Raw genomic sequence first — 4,158 nt, forward strand, 5'->3', positions numbered from 1 at the left:
CATCCAGGAATTCCTGCTCCTGCGGCGTTGTCGCGCGGCCCAAAGCGGCGTTGCGGTGGGGGAAGCGGCCAAAGCGGGCGATGATGTCGCGGTGGATGGTCGACCATTTCAGGTCGTCCTCGACGCCGTTCTCGGCGACCAGAGCCAGGCCGAAGTCCTGGTCGGCGATGTCCTCGGAGTGCTCGAAGGGCAGGTAGAAGAAGTTGCGGAAGAGCGGGTCGACTTCGCGGTCGAAGCCCTGTTCGATCGCGGCGCGCGCGATGGACCTGGCCTTGCCGTCGGTGGCGAAGGCGTGGCCGGAGCCGCGGTAGAGGTTGCGAGGGAACTGGTCGAGCAGGATCAGGAGCGCCAGCGCGCCATCGGCCGACTGCGCCCACAGATCGTACTCCCCGCGGGCGGCACGGTGATGGGTGGGTTCGAACTTCAGGCGGATTGCGTCGTCGAAGGCGGTGACCTTCTTGAACCACTTCTGCGGGCCGGCCGTACGCCAGAAGCCCAGGATGTCGTTGATATGCGCCGTCATCAGCCTGCGCTTCCGGTTCCTGACGCCTGAGCGGTCATTGCCGTTCAACCGTGGTTCAGTCAGCTCGGCAATAGTGGGGATACACTTACGCAACCGACGGGCCGCAGAGCCCCTGGAGCGAGACCATGAAGACGAAGCTTTCGACCCCGGTGCTGGCCCTGCTGCTGCTGGCGGGCGCCAGCGGCGCAGCCCTGGCGCAGGATCGTGACCGCGAGCAGGCCCCGGCGCATCCTCAAGGGGCGCCGCATTCTCAAGGGGCGTCGCACCCTGGCGGCCCTCCCGGCGGCGCGGGACACGGCGGTCCCCCGCCCGGCGCGCCCCAGGGCCACGGCTCGGAAGGCCGCGACGGTCCGCCCCGGGGAGGCGCGCAACAGGGCGGTGCGCAACAGGGCGGCGCTCCGCATCGGGATTTCCAGGGCGCGCCAGCGGGCGGCCCGGCCCAGCACTTCGACCGTGCTCCCGGTCCGGGGCCTCAGGGCGGCGGTCCGCGCCGGTTCGATCATGAGCGCGGGCCCAACGAGGTGGTCCCGCCGGGGACCGGCCGCGCCGCGGACGTCCGCCCCGAACAGCGCCACGACGGGCGCAGCGCAGGCGGTCCGCAGTTCGACGCGCGCAACAGTCCCTGGGGCGGTCGCGGCGCCCGTTGGCAAGCGGGGCATGCTCCGCCGGTGCTCTGGAGCCAGGATCGGTTCCACGCCGGCTTCTATCGGCCGCCCTATGGCTACTATGTCCGCGCCTGGGGGTTCGGAGACTTCCTGCCGCGCGGCTGGTTCGGCCAGCCCTACTGGATCGGCGACTTCATGAACTACGACCTGCCCTATCCGCCTCCGGGATTTGAGTGGGTCCGGGTCGGTCCCGACGCCCTGATGATCGACCGCTTCACCGGCCGCATCGTGCAGGTGGTGCGCGGGATATTCTGGTGATCGATTTCCCCCACCGGAACGGGGAGGGATGATCTTCAGATATACCCCGCCGCTTTCAGCGCCTTGATCGACTCCTGCGCCGAGCGGTGGTGGATGAAGACGCCGCCGGCGGCTTCCCAGAGGGCGCGGTGCTGGTCGCGGTCGTCGACCAGGACATCGCCGGGGTAGCAGTGCTCGCGCTTGAGCGCTGCGGTGGTGGCGATCACCGGGACACCGGGGAAGTGGCGGCCGGCCCAGGCGCGTTTCTGAGGTTCGGCCCACTGGCCATGCGGCATACCGGTCAGGATGACCGGGGCGCTGGCTTCCACCGCGTCGAAGAGCTCGCGGGCGTCGGGCAGGAGGCCGAGATGCTCAAAGAAGCCGTCGGCCGCGGCCAGACGTTTCCAGAACTGGCCAGCGCCGCGCAGGTGCTCGAAGGCGTCTGACGGCATGCCGAGGATGGCCTGGGCGGACGCTTCGAAATCGGCGAGGACGCCGTCGCAGTCCAGGTAGATCTGCCGCCTCACCCCGCCTGGCACGCCGGACAGAGGCCGCGGGCTTCGAGGGTGACGGACTTAACCGCATAGCCCCTGGCGGCCGCAGCCGCCCGGCCAGGCGCGAAGTCCGGCTCGAATTCTTCCGCTGCGCCGCAGCAGTCGCAGATCAGGAAGGCTGCGGCGTGACCCGAGCGGTCCAGCCGGCAGGGCACATAGGCGTTCAGGCTTTCGATGCGGTGGGCGAAGCCCAGTCGCTCAAGGAATTCGAGCGCCCGGTAGACCGTGGGCGGCTTGGCCGGCTCGCCGCTCTCGCCGAAGGCGGCGATCAGGTCGTAGGCTTTCTGGGGGGCGTCCGACTCCAGCAACAGCTGCAACACGCGCCGCCTGGGCGCGGTCAGCCGCTCCTGGATGTCGAGGCAGCGGTGTTCGGCGTCGACCAGGGCGTGGCGCAGGTCCGCGCCCTCCAGCCCCGGATGGGCGCCGTCCTCGTGGGTGCAGTCCGGCGAGTGCATGTCCATCAGGTAACGCTCCAGGCCCCTGCGCCGCAATCTTCTTCGCGTCGCAGCTGAGGACCGCACGCAGTGGCTTGACGACTCGTTATGTTATTTCATAACAGCTACGTTATCACATAACGGCCACTGAGATGGGCCCGGCCTCGAGGGTGTTCAATGACGCGTAAACTGTTCCTGCTGGCCGCCGCCGGCCTCGGCGCCATGGTCGCCGCCACCGCCAACGCCGCGGAATCCGACGCCGCCGCGCCGCCGACGGCTCAGGCCTCCGAGATCGTGGTCACCGCCCAGCGGCTGGACGCGGCGCGGTCCGAGGTCGAGCCCGCGCTGGGCGCGACCAGCTATTCCATGCCCGAGGCCTTCATCAACAACCTGCCGTCCGGCGCCAATGCCGAGCTGAACCAGGTGATCCTGCAGGCGCCGGGCGTGGCGCAGGACTCATTCGGCCAGCTGCATATCCGCGGCGACCACGGCAACATCCAGTTCCGCCTGAACAACGTCATCCTGCCGGAGGGCCTGCAGGTGTTCGGCCAGTCGCTGTCGCCCCGGCTGGCGGCCAACGTCGACCTGATCACCGGCGCGCTGCCCGCGCAGTACGGCATCCGCGACGCCGGCATCGTCAACATCACCACCAAGAGCGGCTTCCAGAACGGCGGCGAGGTCGGCGTCTACGGCGGCAGCCACGGCATGATCGAGCCCTCGATCGAGTATGGCGGCTCGTCGGGCGCCACCAGCGGCTTCTTCTCCGGCAGCTACACCGGCACCGACGTCGGCATCGAGAGCCCGGATGGCCGCGCCAATCCGCTGCACGACCACTCCGACCAGTACCAGGCCTTCGGCTATCTCGATCACATCCTGGACGACACCAGCCGGGTTTCGCTGATCGCGGGCACTTCGCAGGACAAGTTCCAGATCCCCAACACGCCCGGTCTCGAGCCGAGCCTCGGCTTCAGCCAGAACGGTGTCTCCACCTTTCCGTCCGCGCAGCTCAACGAGAACCAGAAGGAAGGCACCTCCTACGCGATCGTCAGCTACCAGAAGACCACCGACAAGTTCACCGGCCAGGCCTCGGTCTTCGCCCGCTATTCGGAGCTGCAGTACACGCCCGACGTCACCGGCGAGCTGCTGTTCAACGGCATCGCCCAGGCGGCGCGCAAGACCGACACCGCCTTCGGCGTGCAGCTGGAGGGGGTCTACAAGCTCACCGACGCCCACACGCTCCGCTCGGGCCTGATCGTCACCACCGACCACACCACCAGCCAGACGAATTCCCAGGTGTTCAACGTGGACGCCAACGGAAACCAGATCGGTCCGGCGGCCGTCTCCATCGTCGACAACAGCAGCGCCAACGCCCAGACCTACTCGGCCTATCTGGAGGACGAGTGGAAGCCGTTCGACAGCCTGACGGTGAACTACGGCCTGCGCTTCGACCAGCTGGTCTCGTTCCGGCAGGAGAACCAGCTGTCGCCGCGGGTGAACCTGGTCTGGACGCCGATGGAGGGCACAACGTTCCACGCCGGCTATGCGCGCTATTTCTCGCCGCCCCCGTTCGAACTGATCGCCTCGACGGCGGTCCTCAAGTTCATCGGCACCAGCGGCGAGCAACCCGGGACCCAGAACGATCTGCCGCGCTCGGAGCGCGACAACTATTTCGACGTGGGCGCTCAGCAGAAGATCGGTGGCCTGACCTTGGGCATCGACGCCTATGACAAGCAGGCCAAGAACCT

The 4,158-nt window shown here is 68.3% G+C and carries 5 protein-coding genes; 2 read left to right on the forward strand and 3 right to left on the reverse strand.

Annotation, left to right across the window (positions count from 1 at the left end):
* Nucleotides 1-523, reverse strand: a 523-nt coding sequence (locus tag E8A12_RS03755) for a DUF924 family protein (RefSeq protein ID WP_293366417.1), incomplete at its 3' end; no start/stop codon positions are given.
* A 125-nt stretch (nt 524-648) separates the two neighbouring features.
* On the opposite strand from E8A12_RS03755, the gene E8A12_RS03760 reads away from it, so the two are divergent.
* Nucleotides 649-1,446, forward strand: a complete 798-nt coding sequence (locus tag E8A12_RS03760) for an RcnB family protein (protein ID WP_293366418.1) — start codon at nt 649-651, stop codon at nt 1,444-1,446.
* Nucleotides 1,447-1,481: 35 nt separating this feature from the next.
* Here E8A12_RS03760 and E8A12_RS03765 read toward each other — a convergent pair whose 3' ends face one another.
* Nucleotides 1,482-1,952: a hypothetical protein gene (locus tag E8A12_RS03765; protein ID WP_293366419.1), complete on the reverse strand. Its 471-nt coding sequence runs from the start codon at nt 1,950-1,952 to the stop codon at nt 1,482-1,484.
* A complete protein-coding gene (locus tag E8A12_RS03770; RefSeq protein ID WP_293366420.1) occupies nt 1,949-2,440 on the reverse strand; it encodes a Fur family transcriptional regulator in 492 nt (163 codons plus the stop codon). The genes E8A12_RS03765 and E8A12_RS03770 overlap by 4 nt, the downstream gene beginning before the upstream one ends.
* Before the next feature lie 150 nt (nt 2,441-2,590).
* Between E8A12_RS03770 and E8A12_RS03775 the strand changes: the two genes are divergently transcribed.
* The coding region (locus tag E8A12_RS03775) for a TonB-dependent receptor (protein ID WP_293366421.1) at nt 2,591-4,158 on the forward strand (1,568 nt) is incomplete at its 3' end.

Source organism: Phenylobacterium sp., assembly GCF_004799395.1.
In the GTDB taxonomy this organism is placed as follows: domain Bacteria; phylum Pseudomonadota; class Alphaproteobacteria; order Caulobacterales; family Caulobacteraceae; genus Phenylobacterium.

Coding starts and splice junctions, on each gene's coding strand:
- E8A12_RS03760 (WP_293366418.1), top strand. CDS start 649: ATGAAGACGAAGCTTTCGACCCCGGTGCTGGCCCTGCTGCTGCTGGCG.
- E8A12_RS03770 (WP_293366420.1), bottom strand. CDS start 2,440: ATGGACATGCACTCGCCGGACTGCACCCACGAGGACGGCGCCCATCCG.